The following is a 21,936-nucleotide window of genomic DNA, read 5'->3' on the forward strand; positions in this document are numbered from 1 at the left end:
CAGCACGGTGTCGCGGCAGCATGGCGTCGAGGCCGCACCGCGTCGCGGCATCCCGGTGTCGCGGCGTCGCGCGCCGCGGTCGGCGGGTGCGAACGGATGCCGCGGGGTGCCGCCGCGGTGGGCGACCCCTGCACGGGGCGCGGACGCGTGGCATCCGGGACTTGCCGTATTCGAACATGTGTTCGAACATTGAGTGGTGACGATGACCGCTCCCCGATCCGTGCCGACCGCCTCCGTCGCGGCCGCGGGCCGGGTCGAGCGGGTGGAGGAGCTCCAAGCGCGCATCCGGGGCATGCAGGCCACGCGGCTCGACTCGCGGGCGGTGCCGACGCATCCGGCGCTCGCCGCGGTGCTGCCCGGCGGTGCCCTGCGCGAGGGCGCGGTGGTGCAGGTCGAGGGGTCGATCACGCTGCTCATGGCGGCGCTCGCGGGTCCGTCGCGGAGCGGTCGCTGGGTCGCGGTCTCGGGCATCCCCGAGTTCGGCGTCGAGGCGGCCTCGCGGTTCGGCATCGACCTCGAGCGGCTCGTGCTCGTGCCCGATCCCGGCCGGCAGTGGCTCACGGTCGCGGCGGCGCTCGCCGACGTCATCCCGGTGGTGGCCGTGCGCCCGGCGGGGCGCCTGGCGCCCGCCGAGGCGTCGCGGTTCGCGGCGCGGCTCCGCCAGCGCGGCGCCCTGCTGCTGGTCGACGGCGACTGGCCCGGCAGCGATGCGCGCCTCGAGCTCGAGCAGAGCGACTGGACCGGGCTCGACCGCGGTCACGGGCACCTCGCCGAGCGCGAGGTCGTGGTCCGGGTCACGGGTCGCGGCGAGATCGGCCGGGGCAGCCGACGGCGCCTGCGGTTGCCCGCGGGCGACCTCGGATTCGCGGCGGTCGACGCGACGCCCGACGCGGTCGGCCCGGGTGCGGCATCCGTCGTGCATCGCCCCGACTTCGGCGCGAGGGCGTCATGAGCGCGGCGGTGCGCACCATCGTGCTGTGGTGTCCCGACTGGCCCGTGCTCGCTGCGTGCCGCGAGCACGGCGTCGACCCCGCCCTCCCGGTGGCGCTCACCGAGAAGGGGCTCGTGCACTCGTGCTCGGCGGCCGCCCGGCGCGACGGCGTGACGCGCGGGCTGAAGCTCCGCGAGGCGCAGTACCGCTCGACCGCCCTCACGGTGCTCGAGTACGACGCCGCGCTCGACCATCGCGCGTTCGAGCCGGTGGTGCGCGGCATCGAGGCCATCGTGCCGGGCGTGCAGGTGCTGCGACCGGGCACGCTCGCGATGCGCGCCCGCGGCCCGGCACGGTACTACGGCGGCGAGGAGGCGGCGGCTCGGGCGCTGCTCGACGCGGCCACCGGGCTCGGCGTGGTCGGCGCCCGGGTCGGGGTCGCCGACGGACCGTTCGCGGCCGAGCAGGCGGCGCGTGCGGCCTCCCGTGCCGGTTCGCGGTCGCCCGTGCACCTGGTGGCGACGGGCGGGGCGGCCGCCTTCCTCGCCCCGTTGCCCGTGTCGCTCGTCGTCGACGCGCGCACGGCGACGCTACTGCACCGGCTCGGCGTGCGCACGCTCGGCGAGTTCGCCGCGCTGCCCGACGACGACGTGCGACGGCGCTTCGGCGCGGCCGGTGCGTTCGCCCACGACCGCGCCGCAGGCCGTGAGCAGTCGCGGGTGGCTCCCCGCACTCCCCCGCCCGACTTCGAGATCGAGCAGCACTTCGAGCCGCCGCTCGACCGCATCGACCAGCTCGCGTTCGCGTTCCGCGTGCGGGCCGATGAGTTCATCGAGCGCATGCGGGCGGTCCGGCTCGTGTGCACGGGCATCCGCGTCGAGCTCGACGACGAGCGCGGCGGGCACTCGAGCCGAAGCTGGCTGCATCCGCACTGGTTCACGCCCGCCGACGTGGTCGACCGGGTGCGGTGGCAGTTGCAGGGCGCGGGTACCGCCGACGCCGGGCTCGACTCCCCGATCGTGCGGCTGCGCGTCGTACCCGAGCGCGTCGACTCGACGGGCAACCACGAGGCCGGCCTGTGGGGCGGCGGGCCCGACGAGCGCGTGCACCACGGGCTCACCCGCGTGCAGAGCATGCTCGGGCACGAGGGCGTCGTGACGGCGGCGGTCGGCGGCGGCCGCATGCTCGCCGACCGGCAGGTGCTCGTGCCGTGGGGCGACCGCGCACCGGAGCGCGCGACGGCCGCGGCGCCGTGGCCCGGCAGCCTCCCGGCGCTCGCCCCCGCGAGCGTGTTCCGCGAACGGATGCCGGTGACGCTCGTCGACGACGGCGGCTCGCCCGTCGCCGTCGACGCCCGTGGGGCGATCTCGGCGGCACCCGTGTCGTTCGCGGCGGGCGCCGCACGGCCGGCGCCGGTCCGGGCGTGGGCGGGGCCGTGGCCGGTCGTCGAGCGCTGGTGGGATGCGGAGCGCGCGCGGCGCGTCCACCGCTTCCAGGTCGTCGACCACGACGGCTGCGCGTGGCTGCTCGTGCGCGACGCCGAGGGCTGGTGGGCCGAGGCGAGGTACGACTGATGGGCTGGAACAACCCCGAGATCCCATGGTCCGAGCTCGAACGCCGGCTCTCCGACCGGCAGCGGCCGAGCGGTTCCAAGGTCGTCGCCGACGGCGGCGACAGCCCGGGATGGAGCCGGAAGCGGCATCCGTACCGCCCCTCGGGCGACGTCGAGGAACGACCGGCTGGCCCCATCGTGCCGTACGCCGAGCTGCACGCGCATTCGACGTTCAGCTTCCTCGACGGCGCGTCGGGGCCGGAACGGCTGGTCGAGGAGGCGCACCGGCTCGGCCTCAGCGGCATCGCCATCACCGACCACGACGGCTTCTACGGCGTCGTGCGCTTCGCCGAGGCCGCCGAGGCGTACCCCGATCTCGACACGGTCTTCGGCGCCGAGCTGTCGTTCGGCCTCACCGAACCGCAGATGGGCGCCGCCGACCCCGAGGGCGACCACCTGCTCGTGCTCGCCGGGCGCGAGGAGGGCTACCACCGGCTGGCGTCGGCGATCACCGCGGGCCAGCTCGCGGGCGGCGAGAAGGGCCGCCCGGTGTACGACCTCGACGACCTGGCCGAACGCAGCGACGGGCACTGGGTCGTCTCCACGGGGTGCCGCAAGGGCGCGGTGCGACGTGCGCTCGCGGGCGAGGGCGGGGCGGATGCCGCGTGGCGCGAACTCGACCGGCTCGTCGCCCTGTTCGGCCGCGACCACGTCGTCGTCGAGCTCACCGACCACGGCGACCCGCTCGACCAGGTCCGCAACGACGCGCTCGCCGGGCTCGCCGCCCGGGCGCACCTGCCCGTGCTCGCGACGAACGCCGTGCACTACGCGACCCCCGGCGAGCACCGGCTGGCGTCGGCGCTCGCGGCGGTGCGGGCACGGCGCAGCCTCGACGAGCTCGACGGGTGGCTCCCGGCGACCGACGGACTCCACCTGCGCTCCGGCGCCGAGATGCTCGCGCGGTTCGACCGCTACCCGGGTGCCGTCGCCCACTCGGCGACCCTCGCGCGCGACCTGTCGTTCCGGCTGCGCAGCGCCCGGCCGAAGCTGCCCCGACAGGAGGTGCCCGAGGGGCACACGCCCATGTCGTGGCTCCGCGAACTCGTGTGGCGCGGCGCCGAGCGACGCTATCCGGGACTCCCCGACCACGTCCGCGACCGGCTCGCGAAGGAGCTCGACGTGATCGAGCAGAAGGACTTCCCCGGCTACTTCCTGATCGTGCACGATCTCGTGCAGGAGGCTCGACGCCGCGGCATCCTGTGCCAGGGTCGCGGTTCGGCGGCGAACTCGGCGGTCTGCTACGTGCTCGACATCACCGGGGTCGACTCGATCTTCTACGAACTGCCGTTCGAGCGCTTCCTGTCGTCGCTGCGCGACGAGGAACCCGACATCGACGTGGACTTCGACTCCGACCGACGGGAGGAGATCATCCAATACGTCTACGGCAAGTACGGTCGGCAGAACGCCGCGCAGGTGGCGAACGTGATCAGCTACCGCCCGAAGGGCGCGGTGCGCGACATGGCGAAGGCGCTCGGCTACTCCACGGGTCAGCAGGATGCGTGGTCGCGCCAGGTGGAGCGGTGGGGCGCCGTGGTCGAGACGGAGGACCACGACATCCCCGACGCGGTCGTCGAGCTCGCCGAGCAGTTGCTCACCTTCCCGCGGCACCTCGGCATCCACTCGGGCGGCATGGTGCTCACCGACCGGCCCGTGGGCGAGGTGTGCCCCATCGAGCACGCCCGCATGGAGAACCGCACGGTGCTGCAATGGGACAAGGACGACTGCGCGTGGATGGGACTCGTGAAGTTCGACCTGCTCGGCCTCGGCATGCTCGCGGCGCTGCAGTACACGTTCGACCTCGTGCGCGAGTGCACCGGCGAGGAGTGGGAGCTCGCGACGATCCCGAAGGAGGAGCCGGCCGTCTACGACATGCTGTGCCGGGCCGACTCGATCGGGGTGTTCCAGGTCGAGTCGCGTGCGCAGATGGGCACCCTCCCCCGCCTGAAGCCCCGCTGCTTCTACGATCTCGTCGTCGAGATCGCGCTCATCCGCCCCGGACCGGTGCAGGGCGGCGCGGTGCACCCGTACATCCGCCGGCGCACGGGCGAGGAGCCGATCAGCTACCTGCACCCGAAGCTCGTGCCCGTGCTGCGGCGCACCCTCGGGGTGCCGCTGTTCCAGGAGCAGCTCATGCAGATGGCCGTCGCGGTGGGCGACTGCGATGCCGCCGACGCCGACCTGCTGCGGCGTGCCATGGGTTCCAAGCGCGGCGTCGAGAAGATCGAGCGGCTGCGCGCGAAGCTCTACGACGGCATGGCCCGCAACGGCATCGAGCCCGATGTGGCCGACTCCATCTACGAGAAGATCGAGGCGTTCGCGAACTTCGGCTTCGCCGAGAGCCACGCCATCAGCTTCGGGCTGCTGGTCTACGCGAGCTCGTGGCTGAAGCTGCACTACCCGGCGGCGTTCCTCGCCGCCCTGCTCCGCGCCCAGCCGATGGGCTTCTACTCGCCGCACACGCTCACGTCGGACGCGCGCCGGCACGGCGTCGAGCTGCGGCGGCCCGATCTCGCGCGCTCGGGCGTGCACGCGGGGCTCGAGCCGGTCGACGGCGACGGCCGCGATGAGCCGGCGACGGATGCCGCGGCGGGGGCACGCGGCATCCGTCGCCCCACGGGCATGCCCGAGTGCGCCCATCCGACCCAGCCGCCCGTCGGCGACTTCGACCGGGCGGCGCCCGACCGCTCGACGGAGCACCGCCGCGACGGCGCGTTCGCCGTGCGGCTGGGCCTCGCCGACGTCACCTCGATCGGCGAGAAGGTCGCCGAGCGCATCGTCGCCGAGCGCGAGCAGCACGGGCCGTACCGCGACATGGCCGACCTCTCCCGGCGCGCCGGCCTCGACGCGACGCAGCTCGAGGCGCTCGCCGCGGCCGGCGCGTTCGAGTGCTTCGACCTGCAGCCGCGCCAGGCGCTGTGGCTCGCCGGCGAAGCGGCGCAGGACCGCGCCGACTACCTGCCCGGTGCGGTCGTCGTGGTGCAGCCGCCGCTGCTGCCGATGCTGAACGACGCCGAGCAGGTGGTGTACGACCTGTGGGCGACCGGCATCTCCCCCGACGACCATCCGATCCGCCACGTGCGCGACCGCCTCGACGAGCGCGGCGTGGTGCGCATCGACCGCCTGCAGCGGGCCGAGTCGGGGCGCCGCATCGAGGTCGGCGGCGTGGTCACGCACCGGCAGCGGCCGGCGACCGCGAGCGGCATCACGTTCATGAACCTCGAGGACGAGTCCGGCACGCTCAACGTGATCGCGAGCGTCGGGGTGTGGAGCCGGTACCGGCGGATCGCCCGGGAGGCGCCCGCGGTGGTCGTTCGCGGCATCCTGGAGCGCTCGCCCGAGGGAGTCGTGAACCTCGTCGCCGACCGGTTCGAGCCGCTCACCGTGTCGACCACGAACCGGTCGCGCGACTTCCGATGATCCGTTCGCATGTCGGCGGTACGCTGGAGCATGGCCGCGCGCCCCGGGCGCGACGGACGCCGCTCGAACATCGGGAATCCAGTGGCGCCGCGATCGCGGGCACCACTCTTCACGAGGTCGTTCATCGCCCTCGCGATCGCCGATCTCGCCTACTTCACCGCGGCCGGCGCGGCGATCTTCGCACTTCCGCTGTTCGTGGTCGGCCCCGTCGGCGGCGACGAGGCCTCGGCGGGTATCGCCTTCGGCGCATTCGCGGTCTCCGCCCTCGTCCTGCGCCCCATCGCCGGACGGTTCGCCGACCGGTTCGGTCGACGGCCGCTGCTCGCGGGCGGTGCTCTGCTCGCCACCACGGCGCTCGCCCTGACCGGCATCGCCGATTCCCTCATCGCCGTCGTCGCGCTCCGGCTGGTGGCCGGCGTGGGCGAGGCGGCCTTCTTCGTGGCGAGCTTCGCCGCTCTGGCCGACATCGCGCCTGCCGAACGGATGGGCGAAGCGCTGTCGTACAACTCGCTCGGGCTCTACCTCGGGCTGGCGCTCGGACCACCGTTCGGCGAACTGCTCCTCGAGACGGGCGCGTTCGGAGCTGTCTGGGTCGGCGCGGCGCTCCTGGCGGCGGTGGCCGCCGTCGTCGTGTCGATCGTCGGCGAGACGCGCGTGGCCCGACCAGCCGTCGGCGAACCGCTGCGCATCATCCACCGGCCGGCGATCCCGGCAGCGCTCGGATTCCTGACCTCGCTCATCGCGATGGGAGGTCTGCTCGCGTTCGCCTCGCTGCACGCGACTCGACTCGGCTTCCCGAACCCGAGCGTGGTGCTCTTCGTCTACGGCGGAACCGTCGTGGTGTGCCGAGTCGCATTCGCCCGGGTCCCGGATCGCGTCCCTCCACTCGTGCTGGGCAGTGCTGCGCTCTGCGCGATCGGGTTCGGGGCGGCCCTCGCGACCGTCTGGCAGCAGCCGGCCGGCTTCCTGGTCGCGACCGTCATCATGGCGGTCGGCGTCTCGTTCAGCACGCCGGCGTTCTTCTCGGCGATCTTCGCGACGGCGACGCCGAGCGAGCGAGGCATCGCGGCGGGGACGGGAAGCGCGGCCATCGATCTGGGACTCGGCATCGGGCCGATCCTGCTGGGGCTGGTCGCGGCGCCGTTCGGCATCCCGTGGGCGTTCGCGGTCGCCGCGGCGATCGCCGGCGGCGGAGCAGCGTGGACGGCCGGTCTCGCATATCGGCGGCGCCCTCGTCCGGACTGAGCGTCTCACGGCCGTGTCACCGATCCTGCGGCGGGCCATCGGGCTAATCTCGTGCGGTGCCTCCCTTCGACGCATCCGGACCCGACCGATACGGCACCGACGTGCTCGCCGGCGACTGGCGTGCCACCGGCCGCCGCACCATCCGCGAGGTGGCCGCGGAGCGGGACCTCGTCGTCGAACTCGCCGCCGACGGATACTGCGGTGCCGTGGTGCGCGTCGAGAAGCAGACGGTGACGCTCGAGGACCGCCACGGGCGGACCCGCATGTTCCCCCTCGGGCACGGCTTCCTCGTCGACGGCGAGCCCGTGAAGCTCGTCGCCCCGACGCCGTCCGCGCCCCGGGGCCGGCTCCGAACGGCGTCGGGTTCGTTCGCGGCCGAATCGGGGCCGGCGAAGGTGGCGCTGCCGAGCCGGATCTTCGTCGAGGGCCGCCACGACGCCGAGCTCGTGGAGAAGATCTGGGGCGCCGACCTCCGGGTCGAGGGTGTCGTGGTCGAGTACCTCGAGGGCGTCGACGTCCTCGACGACGTGCTCGACGAGTTTCGGCCGGGCCCCGGTCGCCGCGTGGGCGTACTGGTCGACCACCTCGTGCCCGGCTCGAAGGAGCAGCGCATCGCCGACGCGGTGATGCGCGGCCGGCACCGGGGTGACGTGCTCGTCGTCGGCCACCCCTACGTCGACATCTGGCAGGCCGTGAAGCCCGCCCGCCTCGGGATGGACGCCTGGCCGACGATCCCACGCGGCACGTCGTGGAAGCACGGCGTGTGCGCGGCCTTCGGCTGGCCGCACGCCGACCAGGCCGACATCGCCCGTGCCTGGCAGCACATCCTCGGCCGCGTCCGCGGGTACGGCGACCTCGAGCCGGCCCTGCTCGGCCGCGTGGAGGAGCTCATCGACTTCGTCACCGCACCCGGGTGATCCTCAGGCGGGCGGCCGCGACCCGTCGGCGCCGGCGCCTCAGATGGAGAAGCCGCCGTCGCTGGTGATCAGCTGGCCCGTCACCCAGCCCGCGTCGGGCGAGACCAGGAAGCGGACGAGGCGGGCGACGTCGTGCGGCGTACCGAGGCGTCCCGTCGGCTGTCGCGCGACCAGCGCGGCGCGGGTGGCGTCGTCCATCCACCCGGTGTCCACGGGACCCGGGTTCACCGAGTTCGCCGTGATGCCCCGAGCCGCGAGCTCGCCGGCGGCGGCCAGGACGACGCGGTCGAGTGCCCCCTTGCTCACGCCGTAGGCGAGGTTGCCCACGACGTGGTCGCTCGTGAGCGCCACGATCCGGGCGCCGTCGGCGGGCACGTGCTCGGCAAGGGAGCGGATCAGCAGCCAGGCGGCCCGCGCGTTCACGGCGAGGTGCCGGTCGAAGGCGTCGACGGAGGTGTCGAGGACGCCGCTGTCGACGCTCTCCGAATGCGCGAGCACGAGTGCGCGCACCGGGCCGAGCTCGTCGCGCACCGCGCCGACGATCCGGCCCGGGGTCTCGGGGTCGGCGAGGTCCGCCTCGATCGCGAGCGCGCGGGCCCCGGCGGCCTCGAGCTCGCGGGTGAGGCTCGTCGGGTCCGCCTCCGGGTCGCCGCCGAGGGACATCCGGTGCTCGTAGGCGCGCCAGTAGGTGAACGCGACGTCCCAGCCGTCGGCGGCGAGGTCCGACGCGATGGCGTAGGCGATCCCGTTGCGTCGACCGGCTCCGGTGACGAGGGCGACGGGTCGGGCCATGGGCGCTCCTATCCGAGGGTGGTGCCGAATGCGAGGCCGAGCAGGTAGGTGACCGCGGCGGCGCCGAGGCCGATGGCGAGCTGCCGGAGCGCGCGCTTCAGCGGCGACGCCCCGGAGAGCAGGCCCACGGTGGCGCCCGTGAGCAGCAGTGCGAGGCTCACGAGCACCGTCGCGGTGACGATCGCCGCCGTGCCGGACATGCCGAGGATCCACGGCAGCACCGGGATCAGCGCGCCCGATGCGAAGAAGAGGAAGCTCGAGACGGCCGCGCTCATCCCCGTCCCGACGGCCTCGTCGTCGTGCTCGACGACGCCGATCGCGTCGGTCGGGGCGGGCGTGCGACCGGCCGCCTGGACGCGTGCGACGACGAGGGCCGCCTGCTCGACGGCGTCCTGCTCGGCCATGCCTCGCGCGCGGTAGACGAGCGCGAGCTCGTTGGCGTCGATGTCGAGGTCGACGAGGGCCTCGCGCGCGCCGGGGTCGGGGGCGGATGCCTCGAGCAGCTCACGCTGCGACCGGACCGAGACGTACTCGCCGGCGCCCATTGAGAGGGCTCCCGCGAGGAGGCCGGCGATGCCGGTGAACAGCACGACGGGGGCGGGGACGCCCGTGGCGCCGATGCCGAGGACGAGCGCGAGGTTGGAGACGAGCCCGTCGTTCGCGCCGAAGACCGCGGCGCGGAACGTGCCCGCGAGGCGGCGGCGCCCCCGCGCGGCGAGCCCGCGGACGACCTCGCCGTGGATGCGCTCATCGGCGGCCATCGCGGCGGTCGCGTGCGGGTCGGTCGAGTACGGCGACCGCGCCTCGGCGCGCTGTGCGAGCGCGAGGACGAAGATGGAGCCGAATCGGCGGGCGAGCCCTGCGAGCAGGCGGGTTCGCAGGTCGGCGCGCGGGATCCCCCCGTCGTCGCCGTCGAGCAGCGCGAGCCAGTGCGCCTCGTGGCGTCCTTCGGCGGCGGCCAGGGCGAGGAGGATCTCGCGCTCCTCGCCGTCGCGGCGAGCCGCGAGTTCGCGGTAGACGGCGGCCTCGGCGCGCTCGTCGGCGAGGTAGCGCTTCCAGCGCGCGCGGTCGGCGGGGGTCCCCTGCGGTTCGTGGGCGGTCATCGTGCTCCATCCGGTCGCGGGCGACGGTCGCGACCTGGGCGGTCCGGCGCCCGCCTCGTCGCGTGTCGGCCCCGCGGGGCCTCCGAAAGGCTAGCGGGGCGGATGGCGTCCGAGCGGCCCGGCGTGAGGAATTGGCAGCATTTCGGATCGCCGAACCGGGGGCCCGCCCGGCAGGCCCTCGTGAGCGGATGCCGCGCGCTCAGCCGACGAGCGACTGCCAGCCGTCGCCGTCGGCATACTCGAAGATGAGGTTCGTCTCGGTGTGCGCAACGGCCGGATGACCGGTGAGGTGTGCGAGCACGAACTGGCGGAGCTCCTCGGCGTCGCGCGCGGCGACGTGCAGCAGGTAGTCCTCGGCGCCGGCGACGTGGAAGACGCCGAGCACGCCGGGCAGGTGCGGAACGGCGTTGCGGAAGGCGTCGATCTCGCTGCGGTCGTGCTTGACGAGGCGGATCGCGATGAGGGCCTGGAGCGAGACGCCGAGCGAGGCGAGGTCGACGTCGACGCGGTATCCCTTCACCGTGCCGAGGCTCTGCAGACGGCGGAGCCGGAGCGACACCGTGGACTCGGCGACGCCCACCTCGGCCGCGAGCGCCGCACCGGAGGCGCGGGCGTTCTTCGACAGCGCCGCCAGCAGCGCTCGGTCGACCCGATCCAGTTCGGCTTTCTGCGGCATGATGCGGATCCTCTCAGCTCAATTCAGAAGATTCTGCGCCAAATCCGGTCGATCCGCAAGCATCTTCGGACAGACCTTCGTCGAGCCACAGATTCTGTAGCCTGCTGTCATGTTGACACCGTCGTCGAACCTCGAGACCCGCGCCGTCCACGCCGGCATGGAGGGCGTCCGCGAGCAGGGCTCGCACGTTCCCACGATCGATCTTTCCACGACCAACCCGCTCGGCGACGTCGAGACCGGCGGACTGTCCTACGAGGAGCTCGCCACGGGCGGCTGCCTTACCGAGGGCCGGTCCGCCGTCTACCAGCGGCTGTGGCATCCGGGTGTCGCCCGATTCGAGACGGCGCTCGCCGACCTCGAGGGCGCCGAGGGTTCGGTCGCGTTCGGCACCGGCATGGCCGCGCTCGCCGCGACGCTCATCGCCACCGTCTCCGACGGTCGCCCGCACGTCGTGGCCGTGCGTCCGCTCTACGGCGGCTCCGACCACGTCCTGGAGAGCGGCCTGCTCGGCACCCGGGTGACCTGGACGGACGTCGACGGCATCGCCGACGCGGTCCGCCCCGACACCGGACTGGTCATCGTCGAGACGCCCGCGAACCCCACCCTCGAACTCATCGACCTGCGACGTGCCGCGGATGCCGCAGGCGACGTGCCGCTCCTCGTCGACAACACCTTCGCCACCCCCGTGCTGCAGCGCCCCATCGAGCACGGGGCGACCCTCGTGCTGCACAGCGCGACGAAATACCTCGGCGGCCACGGTGACGCGATGGGCGGCGTGGTCGCCGGCCCCATCGACTGGGTCGAGAAGCTCCGGCGCGTCCGTGCGCTCACCGGCGGGCTCCTGCACCCGATGGGCGCGTACCTCCTGCACCGCGGCATCCGGACCCTCCCGGTGCGCGTCCGCGCGCAGCAGGAGACGGCCGCCGAGCTGGCGCGCCGCCTCGAGACGCACCCGGCCGTCGCGAGCGTGCGATACCCGGGTCTTCCGGGCCAGGACCCGCAGGGGCTCGTCGGCCGCCAGATGGCCGGTCCCGGTTCGATCATCGCGATCGAACTCGCGGGCGGCTACGACGCCGCCTGTCGGTTCACCGAGGCGTGCGAGCTGGTGACGCACGCCGTCTCGCTCGGCGGCGTCGATTCGCTCGTGCAGCACCCCGCCTCGCTCACGCACCGTCCCGTCGCCGCGCACGCCAAGCCGAACGCCGGCGTCGTGCGACTCTCGATCGGCCTCGAGCACGTCGACGACCTGACCGCCGACCTCATGGCCGCACTGGATGCGGCGGCCGTGCCTCAGGACCTGGGGCGCTCGTCGGCTCCCGCCGTCCCGGAGGCCGGCGTCGCCGGCTGATCGCCCTCGTCCGCGGGCGGGGCGGGGTTGCGGATGCCGATCCACGACACCGCCCCGCCGACGACCAGCAGCAGGGCGGTCGCGATCGCGACCCGGTGGTAGCCGTCGACGTCGAGCCGCCCGGCCACGATGACGCCGATCGAGGCGATCGCGACGAGTCCGGCGATGCGGGCGACGGCGTTGTTCACGGCCGACCCGATCCCGGCGCGCGCCGGGTCGACTGCGCCGAGGATCGCCGCCGTGAGCGGCGCCACGGTCATCGCCATGCCGAGCCCGGCGACGACCATGCCGGGGAACACCTGCCACCAGTAGTCCACCGGCAGGTCGAGGGCGAGGGTCAGCAGCCAGCCGATCGCGGCGATCATCGGCCCCAGCGCCATGAACAGCCGCGGCCCGTACTGACCGCCCAGTCCGCCGAACCACGATCCGAGCAGGACCAGCATCACGGTCGGCGGCAGGGTCGCGAGCCCCGCGAGGGTCGCCGGGAATCCGCCGGACTCCTGCAGGAAGATCGGCAGCGCGAACAGTCCGAGCGAGAACGCGGCGTAGATGAACAGGGTGGCGAGGTTGCCCGCGGCGAAATTCCGGGCGCGGAACAGCGTGAACGGCAGCATGGGAGCCGGCGCCCGGCGCTCCCAGGCCACGAACGCGACGAGCGACACGAGTCCGACCGTCATGGGTACGAACACGAGCGGGTCGGCCCAGCCGAGTCGCCCCTGCTCGATCAGGGCGAAGACGGTGCCGGCGAGGCCGAACACCCCCAATGCCGCGCCCAGCCAGTCGACGCGGGCCCGATCGGGATTCGGCTCGTCGCGACCGAGCGGGCGCAGCATCACGAGGGCGGCCGCGATCGGCAGCACGTTGATCGCGAACACGAGCCGCCAGGACACGAGGTCCACGAGCGCACCGCCGAGCAGCGGCCCGACGAGGAACGCGCTCGTCGTCCAGGCGGTCCACCGGCCGATCGCGCGACCCTGCTCGCTGCGCGGGAACGTCGCGATGATCAGCGCGAGCGAGCTCGGCACGAGCAGGGCGCCGGCCGCACCCTGCAGCGCGCGGGCGACGACGAGGATCGTGCCGTCCGTCGCGATGGCGCAGACGACCGAGGTGAGCCCGAAGCCGTACAGTCCGATCCGCAGGATGCGCAGGCGCCCGAACGAGTCGGACAGCGAGCCCGCGAGCAGGATGAGCGATCCGAGCGTCAGCAGGTACGCGTCAACCGCCCACTGCTGCAGCGCGAGTCCGCCCCCGAGGTCGGCTTCGATGGCCGGGAGCGCGATGTTGATGACCGCACCGTCGAGGAAGGCGATGAACGCGACGACGATCGCGATGACGAGCACGCGAGCGCGGCGATCCATGCGCGCCATGCTACGTCGTCCCGGTGACGCGACCCGGGTCGAGCGGGACCCCGGCGCCGGCCTCACCGACCGGAGAGCCGCTTGCGCAGCAACTCGATGCGCGCCTGCAGCTGCGTGACGGTCGCCTGGGCGACCTCCGGGCCGCCGCACGCACGGCGCAGTTCGGCGTGCACGAGCGAGTGCGCCTGCCCCGTCTGCCTCGCGTACAGCCCCACCAGGCTGTTCAGCAGCGAGCGCTGCTCCTTGAGCGTGCGGTAGAGGGCGACCGGCTCGGCGTGCGCGGTCTCGTCCTCGTCGGCGGATGCCGCGTGCTTGCGTCGCTCGGACGCGCGCCGCGCCTGCCGCGCCTGGCGATGGCGCAGCAGTTCGGCGACCTGGTCGGGTTCGAGGATGCCGGGGAGGCCGATGAAGTCGAGTTCCTCATCACTGCCGGGCTCGGCGAACGTGCCGAAGTCGGTGCCGTCGTAGACGACGCGGTCGAACGTGGCATCCGATGCGAGCGCCTGCCAGGTGAACTCGTCCTGCAGCTCGTCGGACGCCTTCTCGTCGCGGTTGGCCGACTCGAGCAGTCCGTCGTCGAGCCCGGGGTCGTCGTCGCCGTCGCCCGAACGCCGGTCGAGCGCGTGGTCCCGCTGCCGCTCGAGCTCGCCGGCGAGGGCCATCAGCACGGGAACATTGGGTAGGAACACCGACGCGGTCTCACCACGCCGGCGTGCGCGCACGAAGCGGCCGATGGCCTGCGCGAAGAACAGCGGCGTCGACGAACTCGTCGCGTAGACCCCGACGGCCAGTCTCGGCACGTCGACGCCCTCCGAGACCATGCGCACCGCGACCATCCAGCGGCTCGTGCCGTTGGAGAACTCCTCGATCCGGCCCGACGCCTCCTTCTCGTCGGAGAGCACGACGGTGACCTTCTCGCCGCACACCTGCTCGAGGATCTCGGCGTAGGCGCGGGCCATGGACTGGTCGGTGGCGATGACGAGGCCCCCGGCGTCGGGGATCGCGTGGCGCACCTCGGTGAGTCTTCGGTCGGCCGCCTGCAGCACCGCGGGGATCCACTCACCCGTGGGTTCGAGCGCTGTTCGCCACGCGGCCGAGTGGATGTCCTTGGTGGCGTCCTCGCCGAGCCGGGCCTCCATCTCGTCGCCGGCCTTGGTGCGCCAGCGCATGCTGCCGGCGTAGACCATGAACAGCACGGGGCGGACGACCCCGTCCTGCAGGGCCCGCCCGTAGCCGTAGTCGTAGTCGGTCTTCGAGACGCGGATCCCCTGCGCATCGGGCTCGTAGTGCACGAACGGGATCGGGGCGGTGTCGCTGCGGAACGGCGTTCCGGTGAGCGACAGCCGCCGTGTCGCGGGCTCGAACGCCTCGCGGATCGCATCGCCCCATGAGAGCGTGTCGCCGCCGTGGTGCACCTCGTCGAGGATCACGAGGGTGCGGCCCGACAGCGTGAGCTCGCGGTGCAGCGCGGGCCGCACGGCGACCTGCGCGTACGTGACGGCGACGCCGTGGTAGTGCCGCGCCGACCGGCCGTGCGCGTTGCGGAACCCGGGGTCGAGCCGGATCCCCACGCGCGCCGCGGCATCCGCCCACTGGCGCTTCAGGTGATCGGTCGGCGCGACGACCGTGATGCGGTCGATCGTGCGGCGGGCGCGGAGTTCGGCGGCGAGGCGGAGTGCGAACGTCGTCTTGCCGGCGCCGGGCGTCGCGGCGGCGAGGAAGTCGCGCGGCTCCGTCTCGAAGTAGCGGTCGAGCGCCTCGGCCTGCCAGGCGCGGAGCTTCGACGCGGTACCCCACGGTGCGCGCGCCGGGAAGGACGGTGAGAGGTGCTCGGCGGCCGAGGTGCCCGGCAGGTGATGGCCGGAGGGGGTCGCGTTGCTCACTCTGCAGCACTCTAGTCGAGGCGCCCGACAGACCGGCCGCATCGCGCACACACGTGCAGGCCGATGGCCCGCGCCTGACTCGCGCACTGTGCAGAATGGAGGGATGGTCACCCAGCAGCATCCCTGGTCGAGATACGTCGCGATCGGCGATTCGTTCACCGAGGGCATCGGCGACCCCGAGCCCGGGGTGCCGGGCGGGCACCGCGGGTGGGCCGACCGCGTCGCCGAGGTGCTGTCGCGGGGCACCGAGGACTTCGCCTACGCCAACCTCGCGATCCGCGGGCGACTCATCCAGCAGATCATCGACGAGCAGGTCGAGCCCGCGCTCGAACTCCGCCCGGACCTCATCACCATCTCGGCCGGCGGCAACGACGTGATCCGCCCGCGGACCGATCCGGACGAGATCTCTGCGCGGTTCGAGTACGCCGTCGAACGCCTCGCCCGCGACCGCGCCACCATCGTGATCTTCACCGGCGTCGACGTCGGCTTCTCCCCCGTGTTCCGCGGCATCCGGGGCAAGGTCGCGATCTACAACGAGAACCTCCGCGCGATCGCCCAGAAGCATGACTGCATCGTCGCCGACCAGTGGGCCCTCGCCGAGATCCAGGACCAGCGGATGTGGGACCGCGACCGGCTGCACCTGAACGCGCTCGGCCACCACGAGGTGGCGCGGATGGTGCTGCGCGCGCTCAACGTCGAGAACGACCTCGAGCCCATGAAGCCCGAGCCCCTGCCCGACCGGTCGTGGCGGCAGGCCCGCACGCAGGACCTCTCCTGGGCGCGCGAGTACCTCGTGCCCTGGGTCATCCGTCGCATCCGCCACCAGTCGTCGGGCGACTTCATCACCGCGAAGCGACCGGATGCCGGTCCGTACGCCCTGCCCGCGGCGGAAGCGGCGGAGGCCGGCGTGCACGGTGCGGACGCTCCCGGACCGCAGCGCGGCTAGTCCAGCCCGCCCGGATTCGTCAGGCGCCACCAGGCGCCGGGGTCGTCGAGCGTACCGTCGAGCTCGAGCGGCACCTCCACGCGCTGCGCGCCTGCGGTGACGACGGCGGTCCCCGCGGGCGAACCGTCGGCGGCGAGGGCCACCGGCTCGGCGCTCACGGCGACGTCGACGGGCGTGTCGGACCACACGACGACGGTCGCGCTCTCGGTCGCGCGGGCGGTGGCGGTGTCGCCCCACACGGTCTCGTAGGTCGCGAGGGTGCTGCCGGCCTCGACGGCGACGACCTCGTGGAAGCCGGGCGCGATCGTGTCGATCATCGCGGCGATCCCCTCGCGCACCTGCGGGTGGTTCGCACCGCCGAGAAGGACCCCGACGAGCGTGACCGAACCGGAGCCCACCGGGACGTCGGCCGAGAAGAGCAGGTTCGCCGCGTCATCCGTCGTGCCGGTCTTGATGCCGTCGACCCCGTGCGCGCCGAGGAGCTTGTTGGAGTTCTCGAGGGTGCCGAGCCCGGGGATCTCCACCTGCTTCGTCGCGACGATCTCGGCGAGGGTCGGATCCTCCAGCGCGAGCTGTCCGAGCGTGACCAGGTCGGCCGCGGTGCTGGTGTTCTCGAGCGAGAGACCGCTCGTGTCGGCGATCACCGTGTTCGCGAGGCCGTGCTCGGCGACCCAGGCCCGCGCGCGCTCGAGGTAGGCGTCGACCGAGCCGAACGCCCACTGCGCGAGGGAGATGCTGTAGTTGTTGCCCGACGGTAGCATCATCGCCTCGAGGCTCTCGCGGAGGCTCAGCGTGGTACCCGCCGCCACCGGGGCCACCGAGCCGTTCTGCGCCACCATGTCCCAGTAGAGGTCGATGTCGGCGTCGGTGTAGGCGATGCCCGGCCCGCTCTCGCCCGCCGGGATCGGGTGCGCCTCGAGGATCACGAGCGCCGTCACGACCTTCGCGATGCTCGCCATCGGCATGGGCGTGTCCTGACCGCCGGCGGCGAGGAGCCCGTCGAAGCCGACCGCGCCGACCGCCCACGTGCCGAAGCCCGGCTGCGCGACGGCCTGCGCCGTCGCCGCGATCGGCGCCGGGTCGACGACGACGGGCGCGTGTTCCGGCACGGGTGCCGTGAGCGTCGTGGTCGCATACGCACCCCCGCCGATGAGCGTCGCAAGGAGCACGCCGAGAGTGCCGAACACGGCGATGCGGCGTCGACGGTACACCCGCGGCGAGGGACGGGCGGGGGTCGCGGGAACCGCGGGCGGGGCCGGATCGAGCGTGCGTGACATCCGTTGCAGGATACCGACCCGGGCTAGGCGAGCGCGTACAGCGCGACGGCCGCGGCGGCGGCGACGTTCAGCGAGTCCACGCCGTGCGCCATCGGGATCGTGACCACCGTGTCCGCCGCCGCGAGCGCCTGGCGCGAGAGCCCGTCACCTTCGGCGCCGAAGACGAGCGCGAGGCGCTCGGGCGGACCGGCCGCGAGCCGGCGCAGCGTGACCGCCTCGTCGGCGAGGGCGAGCGCCGCCACCGTGAAGCCGTGCGCCGTGAGCACCTCGCGCGCCTCGCCCCACTCGGGCAGCCGGGTCCACGGCACCTGGAACACGGTGCCCATGCTCACGCGGACGCTCCGTCGGTAGAGCGGGTCGGCGCACCGGGGCGTCACGAGCACGGCGTCGGCCCCGAGGGCGGCGACGGAGCGGATGATGGCGCCGACGTTCGTGTGGTCGACGATGTCCTCGAGGATCACGACCCGTCGGGACGCGGCGAGCAGCGTCCCCGGATCCGGCAGCGCGGGGCGCTCGAACGCGGCGAGCGCGCCGCGGTGCACGCGATAGCCGGTGATCGCCTCGAGCTCGGCCGGGTCGGCGAGGTGCACGGGGATGTCGAACGGCTCGAGCGCATCGCGCAGGCCGGGCAGCCACTTCTCCTCCATGAGCACCGACCGCGGCGTGTGCCCAGCCTGGATGGCACGACGGATCACCTTGGCCGATTCGGCGATGAAGACGCCGCGTTCGGGTTCGGTGATCGATCGCAGTGCGACATCCGTCAACCGGGCGTAGTCGGCGACGGTGTCGGATGCCGCGTCGCGGACTCGTTCGATGCGCATGGACCCTCCGAGGACAGCCTGCCAGTCGGCGGAAACATTCCGATAACGCGCGGTGTTTAGACTCTGGGAACCGCAAGCACCGTCGAAGGGAGCCGTGTGGTCACTGGCATCGAGGCGCCCACGTCGCCGGGCGCGCTGTTCGACGAGGCGATCGACCTCATGCGCGGCTCGCGCGTGGCCGTGCTGACGGGCGCGGGCGTGAGCACGGACTCCGGCATCCCGGACTACCGCGGCGAGGGCGCGCCGGTGCGCAACCCGATGACCGTGCAGACGTTCCTGTCGTCCGAGACCGCTCGGAAGCGCTATTGGGCGGGCAGCCACCTCGGGTGGCGCGCGTTCGCGTCGGCGCAGCCGAACGACGGGCACCGGGCGCTCGCCGGCCTGGAGTCGGCGGGCGTCGTCTCGGGGGTCGTCACGCAGAACGTCGACGGCCTGCACCGCAAGGCGGGCAGTTCGCACGTGGTCGAGTTGCACGGTGCATCGGACCGGGTCGCCTGCCTCGCGTGCGGGCAGATGTTCGCGAGGCAGTCGGTGGCCGACCGGCTCGAGCTGCTGAACCCGCACATCGACCTGTCGAAGCCCGCGCGGATCAACCCCGACGGCGATGCGGAGGTCGACGACGTCTTGTCGATGGTGCTGCCCGAGTGCACGGTCTGCGGCGGCGTGCTGAAGCCCGACGTCGTGTTCTTCGGCGAGTTCGTGCCGACGCCGGTCTACCGTCAGGCGGCGGCGCTCGTGCAGCGTGCCGACGTGCTGCTCGTGGCCGGGTCGTCGCTCGTGGTGAACTCGGGTGTCCGGCTGCTGGAGATCGCGCGTCGCCGGCGGATCCCCATCGTCGTCGTGAACCGCGGCGTCACGAAGGGCGACAACCGCGCGACCGTGAAGCTCGACGCGGGCGCGTCGGAGACGCTGACCGCGATGGCGGAGGCGCTCGGCGCATGACGGTGCGCCTCTGGGGGCCGGGGGTCGCCGTGCCCGTCGCCGGCGCGGCGCCCGCGACGACGATCGCGCTCGTGCGCCACGGCGAGACCGACTGGAACCGCGAGCGCCGCATCCAGGGGGCGACCGACATCCCGATGAACGACCGGGGCCGGGCGCAGTCGCGGGCGACGGCCGAACGCCTCGCCGGCGGGTGCTGGGATGCGGTCGTCACGAGTCCGCTGTCGCGCTCGGCCGAGACCGCGACGATCATCGCCGATCGCCTGGGGCTCGACGAGCCGGACCTCCTGCCGGCCCTCGCGGAGCGCCGTCACGGCACGCTCGAGGGGCTCACGACCGCCGAACGGCGTCGGCTCGAGACCGAGGCGGTCCCCATCGAGGGGTTGGAGTCGCGCGTGTCCGTGGTGTCGCGTGTCGTGCCCGCGCTGCTCGGGCTGGCGGCCCGCCACCCCGGTGGCGCGGTGGTCGCGGTCACGCACGGCGGCGTGATCCAGTCGGTGCTGCTGCATCTGTGGGAGCGCGCGTCCCTGCCGAGCGGATCCGTCACGAACGGCTCGGTGCACGAGCTGCGCGTGTCGGCCTCGGGCCTCGAGCTGGTTGCCTCCGACGCGGTCGCGCCCGTGGAGGCGACCGGGAGCTAGCGGGCGCGGCGCGCGGCGACCTCGCGAAGCAGCTCGAGCAGGCGATCGGCCGATGCCGCCCACGTGAATCGCGCCGCGGCGTCGACGGATGCCGCGGAGCGGCGTTCCCACTCCCCCGGCCGCTCGAGCGCGCCGATCGCCTGGGCGAGCGCGGCGGGGTCGTCGACGGGGAAGAACAGGGCGGCGTCACCGCCGATCTCGCGGAAGATCGGGATGTCGCTCACGACCACCGGGGTGCCGAGTCGCATGGCCTCCACGAGCGGGATCCCGAACCCCTCGGCCTTGGACGCGGTGACGAGCGCCGTGGCGCCCGCGAGCACGTCGGCGTACTCGGCGTCGGTCGCCCCGTCGTGGAAGACCAGCCGGGCCTGCGGTGCGAGCTGCTCGAGCCGGCGGCGCTCCTCGGGGCGGACCCGGCTCATGAGGTGCAGTTCGTGGTCGGGCAGCAGGGCGGCTGCGCGTACGAGCGTGTCGACGCCCTTGTACGGCATGAACGATCCCATGTACACGAGCCGTGGCCGCTCGGGCCGGGTGCGCGGCAGGTGGGGTGTGCCGAGCTCGTCGGCGGCGTTCGGCACGACGGTGACCGGGCGTCGCGTGAGCCGGTGCGAGCGGATGAGGCCCGCGGTGGTGTCGGAGACGGTCACGATCGCGTCGGCCCGGTTCAGCAGCATCCGCTGCGGCCACCACGCCAGGTGATAGAGGCGCCACAGGCCGCGGACGAACGCCGGCAGGTCGCGCGGCGGGGTGCGGTTCTCGTAGTAGATGAGGTCGTGCAGCGTCAGGACGAGCGCGTAGTCGCGGCTCCACGAGCCCATGGTCTGCATGGGCGAGAAGACGACGTCGGGCCGCAGCTTGCGCACCTGCCGCGCGACCCAGGGCTCGCGGACGCTCGTCGGGCTGCTGACGAGTTCCCACGGCAGCGCCGGGAGCTTCTCGAGCTGGCGGTGGTCGCTGATCAGCATCGTGATAGGATGCCGCTCCGCGAGCTCGCGCACGAGGCCGGCGGTGAACCGGCTGATGCCGTCGTGGTGCCCGACGCGCACGTAGCGGCAGTCGACGACGAGCCTCACGCTCGCTCCCCCTCGATGAACACGCGGATGTGCCCGGCCGCCTCGGCGGGCGTCTCGTAGTGGATGAGGTGGCCGACCCCGTCGATGACCGCGATGGTGCCGTCGGCGAACAGCGGCGCGAGGCGGTGCTGGGCGGCGAGCGGGGTGATGTCGTCCTTCTCGGCCACCACGAGGAGGACCGGCACCTGAATGGCGGGCGCGTACTCGCGCACGTCGTGGCTCACCGACGCGCGGAACGCGGCGAGCACCGCGTCGCGGTCGCTGAACGCGGAGAAGTAGCGGTCGTGCTGGTCGTGGATGAACCGGCGGAGGGCGGGTTCCTCGGTCTTGGCCATGGTGACGCTCATGACGCGGACGATCGCCCGGTTGCGCAGCAGCGCGAAGCCGAGCCTCTCGGGGAGCGCGGCGGCGGCGCGGTAGTACCCGATCGCGAGACGGGTCATGATCGCGCGGGGTCCGTCGAGCGCGGGCGCGCCGATCGGGTTCACCAGCACGAGCCGGTCGGGCTCGAGGCCCCCCGCGACCGCCGCCGAGACGATGATCGAGCCGAAGGAGTGGCCGAGCAGCGTGTAGCCGCCGGCGGCTCGGGCGGCGGCATCCGTCGCGCCGGACGCGGCGACGAACGCCGTGAGCCAGGCCGCGTAGCCGTCGATGTCGTGCTCGGCGCCGGCGAACGTCGACGACGCCCCGAAGCCGGGCAGGTCGGGCACGATCACGCGGTAGCCGGGCAGCTTCGCGACGATGGGCTCGAGCCCGTGGTGGTCGCCGCGGAAGCCGTGCACCATCACGATGGCGGGGGCGTCGCGGTCGCCGTACTCCCACCACGCGGTGTCGCTGCCCGCGACGAGGGCACGGTGTTCGCGGACCGGGATGCGCGCGAGGTCGTCGGCGTACGGAGAGGCGATCATCCCGGCCATCCTACGGCGCGGCTGCCGAGCGCTGTCGGAGGGCGTGGAT

The 21,936-nt window shown here is 73.4% G+C and carries 18 protein-coding genes; 9 read left to right on the forward strand and 9 right to left on the reverse strand.

Annotated elements, in window-relative coordinates; genetic code table 11:
- The first annotated feature begins 202 nt into the window (after positions 1-202).
- The 5 genes from M1L56_RS13790 to M1L56_RS13810 are packed head-to-tail and all read left to right on the forward strand — an operon-like array spanning position 203 to position 8,122.
- A complete protein-coding gene (locus M1L56_RS13790; RefSeq protein ID WP_248599665.1) occupies positions 203-952 on the forward strand; it encodes a hypothetical protein in 750 nt (249 codons plus the stop codon).
- A complete protein-coding gene (locus M1L56_RS13795; RefSeq protein ID WP_248599666.1) occupies positions 949-2,505 on the forward strand; it encodes a DNA polymerase Y family protein in 1,557 nt (518 codons plus the stop codon). Before M1L56_RS13790 ends, M1L56_RS13795 begins: the two co-directional genes overlap by 4 nt.
- Positions 2,505-5,960, forward strand: coding sequence for an error-prone DNA polymerase (locus tag M1L56_RS13800; protein ID WP_248599667.1), 3,456 nt, complete (start codon positions 2,505-2,507; stop codon positions 5,958-5,960). The genes M1L56_RS13795 and M1L56_RS13800 overlap by 1 nt, the downstream gene beginning before the upstream one ends.
- 30 nt (positions 5,961-5,990) lie before the next feature.
- On the forward strand, positions 5,991-7,205 hold the full coding sequence (locus M1L56_RS13805) for an MFS transporter (protein ID WP_248599668.1): 1,215 nt from the start codon (positions 5,991-5,993) through the stop codon (positions 7,203-7,205).
- 56 nt (positions 7,206-7,261) lie between these two features.
- On the forward strand, positions 7,262-8,122 hold the full coding sequence (locus M1L56_RS13810; RefSeq protein ID WP_248599669.1) for a DUF3097 domain-containing protein: 861 nt from the start codon (positions 7,262-7,264) through the stop codon (positions 8,120-8,122).
- Positions 8,123-8,161: 39 nt separating this feature from the next.
- Here M1L56_RS13810 and M1L56_RS13815 read toward each other — a convergent pair whose 3' ends face one another.
- The 3 genes from M1L56_RS13815 to M1L56_RS13825 form a co-directional block, all read right to left on the reverse strand.
- On the reverse strand, positions 8,162-8,914 hold the full coding sequence (locus tag M1L56_RS13815; protein ID WP_248599670.1) for an SDR family oxidoreductase: 753 nt from the start codon (positions 8,912-8,914) through the stop codon (positions 8,162-8,164).
- An 8-nt stretch (positions 8,915-8,922) separates the two neighbouring features.
- A complete protein-coding gene (locus M1L56_RS13820; protein ID WP_248599671.1) occupies positions 8,923-10,017 on the reverse strand; it encodes a VIT1/CCC1 family protein in 1,095 nt (364 codons plus the stop codon).
- A gap of 199 nt (positions 10,018-10,216) precedes the next feature.
- Complete coding sequence (locus M1L56_RS13825) at positions 10,217-10,693, reverse strand: Lrp/AsnC family transcriptional regulator (protein ID WP_067946877.1); 477 nt, start codon at positions 10,691-10,693, stop codon at positions 10,217-10,219.
- 109 nt (positions 10,694-10,802) lie between these two features.
- Here M1L56_RS13825 and M1L56_RS13830 point away from each other — a divergent pair, with 109 nt between their 5' ends.
- Complete coding sequence (locus M1L56_RS13830) at positions 10,803-12,041, forward strand: PLP-dependent aspartate aminotransferase family protein (protein WP_248599672.1); 1,239 nt, start codon at positions 10,803-10,805, stop codon at positions 12,039-12,041.
- Here M1L56_RS13830 and M1L56_RS13835 read toward each other — a convergent pair.
- On the reverse strand, positions 11,984-13,399 hold the full coding sequence (locus M1L56_RS13835) for an MFS transporter (RefSeq protein WP_248599673.1): 1,416 nt from the start codon (positions 13,397-13,399) through the stop codon (positions 11,984-11,986). The genes M1L56_RS13830 and M1L56_RS13835 overlap by 58 nt on opposite strands.
- Before the next feature lie 62 nt (positions 13,400-13,461).
- Positions 13,462-15,282 carry a DEAD/DEAH box helicase gene (locus M1L56_RS13840; RefSeq protein WP_248599674.1) on the reverse strand — a complete coding sequence of 607 codons (1,821 nt, stop codon included), beginning with the start codon at positions 15,280-15,282 and terminating at the stop codon, positions 13,462-13,464.
- Positions 15,283-15,385: 103 nt separating this feature from the next.
- Between M1L56_RS13840 and M1L56_RS13845 the strand changes: the two genes are divergently transcribed.
- Positions 15,386-16,228: an SGNH/GDSL hydrolase family protein gene (locus M1L56_RS13845; RefSeq protein ID WP_248599675.1), complete on the forward strand. Its 843-nt coding sequence runs from the start codon at positions 15,386-15,388 to the stop codon at positions 16,226-16,228.
- Here M1L56_RS13845 and M1L56_RS13850 read toward each other — a convergent pair.
- Positions 16,225-17,505, reverse strand: coding sequence for a D-alanyl-D-alanine carboxypeptidase family protein (locus M1L56_RS13850; RefSeq protein ID WP_248599676.1), 1,281 nt, complete (start codon positions 17,503-17,505; stop codon positions 16,225-16,227). The two genes, M1L56_RS13845 and M1L56_RS13850, sit on opposite strands and share 4 nt — an antisense overlap.
- Before the next feature lie 23 nt (positions 17,506-17,528).
- Positions 17,529-18,326 carry an RNA methyltransferase gene (locus M1L56_RS13855; protein ID WP_248599677.1) on the reverse strand — a complete coding sequence of 266 codons (798 nt, stop codon included), beginning with the start codon at positions 18,324-18,326 and terminating at the stop codon, positions 17,529-17,531.
- 159 nt (positions 18,327-18,485) lie between these two features.
- Between M1L56_RS13855 and M1L56_RS13860 the strand changes: the two genes are divergently transcribed.
- Positions 18,486-19,268 (forward strand): Sir2 family NAD-dependent protein deacetylase, encoded by a 783-nt coding sequence (locus M1L56_RS13860; RefSeq protein WP_248599728.1) that lies wholly within the window; start codon positions 18,486-18,488, stop codon positions 19,266-19,268.
- Positions 19,265-19,906: a histidine phosphatase family protein gene (locus M1L56_RS13865; protein ID WP_248599678.1), complete on the forward strand. Its 642-nt coding sequence runs from the start codon at positions 19,265-19,267 to the stop codon at positions 19,904-19,906. The genes M1L56_RS13860 and M1L56_RS13865 overlap by 4 nt, the downstream gene beginning before the upstream one ends.
- On the opposite strand, the gene M1L56_RS13870 is transcribed toward M1L56_RS13865, so the two are convergent.
- Both M1L56_RS13870 and M1L56_RS13875 read right to left on the reverse strand, forming a co-directional pair.
- Entirely contained in the window at positions 19,903-20,979 is a 1,077-nt protein-coding gene (locus tag M1L56_RS13870; protein ID WP_248599679.1) for a glycosyltransferase family 1 protein, read from the reverse strand. The genes M1L56_RS13865 and M1L56_RS13870 overlap by 4 nt on opposite strands.
- Positions 20,976-21,887, reverse strand: coding sequence for an alpha/beta fold hydrolase (locus M1L56_RS13875; RefSeq protein WP_067946860.1), 912 nt, complete (start codon positions 21,885-21,887; stop codon positions 20,976-20,978). Before M1L56_RS13875 ends, M1L56_RS13870 begins: the two co-directional genes overlap by 4 nt.
- Between the last annotated feature and the right edge of the window lie 49 nt (positions 21,888-21,936).

Origin of the sequence: Agromyces sp. C10 (genome assembly GCF_023217995.1) — a bacterium.
In the GTDB taxonomy this organism is placed as follows: domain Bacteria; phylum Actinomycetota; class Actinomycetes; order Actinomycetales; family Microbacteriaceae; genus Agromyces; species Agromyces indicus.

Bases quoted from the DNA above. Each gene is read 5' to 3' on its own strand.
- M1L56_RS13795 (WP_248599666.1), top strand. From the start codon at position 949: ATGAGCGCGGCGGTGCGCACCATCGTGCTGTGGTGTCCCGACTGGCCC.
- M1L56_RS13835 (WP_248599673.1), bottom strand. From the start codon at position 13,399: ATGGATCGCCGCGCTCGCGTGCTCGTCATCGCGATCGTCGTCGCGTTC.
- M1L56_RS13875 (WP_067946860.1), bottom strand. From the start codon at position 21,887: ATGATCGCCTCTCCGTACGCCGACGACCTCGCGCGCATCCCGGTCCGC.
- M1L56_RS13815 (WP_248599670.1), bottom strand. From the start codon at position 8,914: ATGGCCCGACCCGTCGCCCTCGTCACCGGAGCCGGTCGACGCAACGGG.
- M1L56_RS13860 (WP_248599728.1), top strand. From the start codon at position 18,486: ATGCGCGGCTCGCGCGTGGCCGTGCTGACGGGCGCGGGCGTGAGCACG.
- M1L56_RS13830 (WP_248599672.1), top strand. From the start codon at position 10,803: ATGTTGACACCGTCGTCGAACCTCGAGACCCGCGCCGTCCACGCCGGC.
- M1L56_RS13820 (WP_248599671.1), bottom strand. From the start codon at position 10,017: ATGACCGCCCACGAACCGCAGGGGACCCCCGCCGACCGCGCGCGCTGG.
- M1L56_RS13865 (WP_248599678.1), top strand. From the start codon at position 19,265: ATGACGGTGCGCCTCTGGGGGCCGGGGGTCGCCGTGCCCGTCGCCGGC.
- M1L56_RS13790 (WP_248599665.1), top strand. From the start codon at position 203: ATGACCGCTCCCCGATCCGTGCCGACCGCCTCCGTCGCGGCCGCGGGC.
- M1L56_RS13825 (WP_067946877.1), bottom strand. From the start codon at position 10,693: ATGCCGCAGAAAGCCGAACTGGATCGGGTCGACCGAGCGCTGCTGGCG.
- M1L56_RS13845 (WP_248599675.1), top strand. From the start codon at position 15,386: ATGGTCACCCAGCAGCATCCCTGGTCGAGATACGTCGCGATCGGCGAT.
- M1L56_RS13805 (WP_248599668.1), top strand. From the start codon at position 5,991: ATGGCCGCGCGCCCCGGGCGCGACGGACGCCGCTCGAACATCGGGAAT.
- M1L56_RS13800 (WP_248599667.1), top strand. From the start codon at position 2,505: ATGGGCTGGAACAACCCCGAGATCCCATGGTCCGAGCTCGAACGCCGG.
- M1L56_RS13855 (WP_248599677.1), bottom strand. From the start codon at position 18,326: ATGCGCATCGAACGAGTCCGCGACGCGGCATCCGACACCGTCGCCGAC.
- M1L56_RS13850 (WP_248599676.1), bottom strand. From the start codon at position 17,505: ATGTCACGCACGCTCGATCCGGCCCCGCCCGCGGTTCCCGCGACCCCC.